The sequence below is a fragment of the Nitratidesulfovibrio liaohensis genome, assembly GCF_011682075.1.
Lineage (GTDB): Bacteria > Desulfobacterota > Desulfovibrionia > Desulfovibrionales > Desulfovibrionaceae > Cupidesulfovibrio > Cupidesulfovibrio liaohensis.
The window spans coordinates 1-2,273 of the sequence record NZ_VSMK01000431.1; the positions used below are offsets into that span (position 1 = coordinate 1).

Sequence of the window (2,273 nt, forward strand, 5' to 3'; positions counted from 1 at the left end):
CCAACGGCCCGCCGCCGGCGGCGCGGGCCACCTGGGGCAGGCTTTCCGCCAGCGGGGCCTGGTCGCGGTCCACCGCGCTTTCCATTTCGGCCTTGGCGCCCTGCCGCAGCAGCACCACGTTGTCGGGCGACCCGGTAAGCACCAGGGTGGTGCGCAGCCCTTCGGACAACATGAGCATGGCCGCGAAAACGAACACCACCAACGCCATCCCCCCCACGGTCAGGGCCGTGGTCAGGCGACGCGCCAGCATGTTGCGCAGGCTGTACGAAAAGAGCGAAGCCATACCGTTCCCTTATCTGCCCAGCACGTCGGCTATGCGCAACTGCCTTGCCCGCCACGCCGGCACCGCGCCCGCCACCAGCCCCACCACCGTTGCGGCGGCGCCTTGCAGGGCCAGCGTTTCGCCGGACAGCAGGAACACCGGAAAATAGTCGCCCAGCACATGGGCGATGACCCGCGTGACCGGCACGGACAACGCGCATCCCGCCGCGCCCCCCAGCAGCGACAAGGCCAGCGCCTCGCCCGTCACCAGCAGGGCCACATAGCCGCCGCCGAAGCCAAGCGCCTTCAGCGTGGCGAATTCGCCCATGCGTTCGCGGGCGGACATGGCCATGGTGTTGGCCGCCACCGCCATGATGATCACGATGACGATGCCCGACACCAGCCGGATGGCCATGATGATGGCCTCGCTCATGGAGATGAAGCCCATCTGGAAGGCCTGTTCCGTCTCGGTCAGGGTTTCCGCCAGCGAATTGCGGAATCGCGCGTCGATGTCGCCCGCCACGCGGGCCGCATTCTCGGCCCGGTCCACCCCGATCATGTAGAAGCCCACATGGTCGGCGCGGGCGGGCCGCTCCATCTTCATCCGCTCGTTCAGGTATTCCCAGTGGAAAAAGGCCTGCGTCTCGTCGGTGTTGGGGTAGCGCCCGGCGTAGATGGCACGCACCACCACGTTCCAGTCGCCGGGATAGATGGTGCCTTTCAGCGGCACGGTGTCGCCCAGCTTCCAGCCGAAGCGCCGGGCCAGCTTCGCGCCCACGGCCATGCCCTTGCGGTCGCGCAGCAGGGCGGCCTTCTGGTCGTCGGCAATGACGAATTCCGGATACAGGTCGAGGTAGCTGCGCATGTCCACGGTGAAGTTGGCGAAAAAATTCTTCTCGTCCACGTAGTACGCGCCAAACCAGTTGCCCCACGAAAGGTGCGTCACCCCTTCCACGGCGCGTATCTTGCCCGCGTAGGCGATGGGCAGCGGGAACACCAGCGAGATGGCGTTGCGGGTTACCAGCCGGTTGGCGGCGGATGCGGAAACACCGGCATACCAGGCCTCTACCGTGGTGCGCAGCAGGCCGAAGGCCATGATGGAAATGGCGATGCCCAGCACCGTCAGCGCGTTGCGCAACGGGTGCCGAGCCAGGTTGCGCAGCACGAATTTAAGCGTGAGCATCGGCCAGTTCGCCCTTTTCCAACAGCAGCAGGCGGCCCGCCCGTTCCGCCGCGCGCGGGTCGTGGGTAACCATGATGATGGTCTTGCCCATGGTGCGGTTAAGCCCGCTCATGAGGTCCAGGATTTCCCCGGCGGACACGCGGTCCAGGTCGCCGGTGGGTTCGTCGGCCACCAGGATGTCCGGGTCGGCCACCAGGGCGCGGGCGATGGCGGTGCGCTGCTGCTGCCCGCCGGAAAGCTGGCCGGGGTAGTGGTCCATGCGGTCGGACAGGCCCACCATGGTCAGCGCGGTGCGCGCCCGTTCCCGCCGTTCGCGCCCGGAAAGCGGCGTGAGCAAGAGCGGCAGTTCCACGTTCTCCAGCGCGTTCAGCACCGGGATGAGGTTGTAGAACTGGAAGATGAACCCCACGCTGCGGCTGCGCCAGCGGGCCAGGTCCGCGTCGTCCAGGGTGGTGATGTCCGTTTCACCCACGAAGACGGCCCCCGCGTCCACCCGGTCGATGCCCGCGATGAGGTTGAGCAGCGTGGATTTGCCGGAGCCGGACGGCCCCATCAGCGCCAGAAACTCGCCGGGGGCCACGGCCATGTTCACGTTGGTCAGCACCGGCACCACCTGCGCGCCCCGCCTGTAGGCCTTGGAGACGGACTGGAGAAGAATGGGCGGGCTGGCCGCGCGCAAGGACGCACGCGGGGACGCGGCGGCAGGTGTGGCATCCATGCCCGGCACGTCATCCGGCGCGGCAGAGTGGGGAGAAACGGCGGACCCCTGCGCGCGGCTCATGGCTGCATCCGCACGCGGGCGCCATCGGCCAGGTCGGCGGGCGGAGCC

Annotated in this window: 2 protein-coding genes and 1 pseudogene; all 3 read right to left on the bottom strand. The window is 68.1% G+C overall.

Features of this window, described 5'->3' with window-relative positions; genetic code table 11:
* Positions 1-283: pseudogene (locus FVW27_RS13570) on the bottom strand (ABC transporter permease); the annotation flags it as partial.
* 9 nt (positions 284-292) lie between these two features.
* Entirely contained in the window at positions 293-1,444 is a 1,152-nt protein-coding gene (locus FVW27_RS13575; RefSeq protein WP_167125998.1) for an ABC transporter permease, read from the bottom strand.
* Entirely contained in the window at positions 1,431-2,225 is a 795-nt protein-coding gene (locus tag FVW27_RS13580; protein WP_243838451.1) for an ABC transporter ATP-binding protein, read from the bottom strand. Before FVW27_RS13580 ends, FVW27_RS13575 begins: the two co-directional genes overlap by 14 nt.
* Between the last annotated feature and the right edge of the window lie 48 nt (positions 2,226-2,273).

What these genes read in the sequence shown, in the direction of transcription:
- FVW27_RS13575 (WP_167125998.1), bottom strand. Translation starts at nt 1,444, where the DNA reads ATGCTCACGCTTAAATTCGTGCTGCGCAACCTGGCTCGGCACCCGTTG.
- FVW27_RS13580 (WP_243838451.1), bottom strand. Translation starts at nt 2,225, where the DNA reads ATGAGCCGCGCGCAGGGGTCCGCCGTTTCTCCCCACTCTGCCGCGCCG.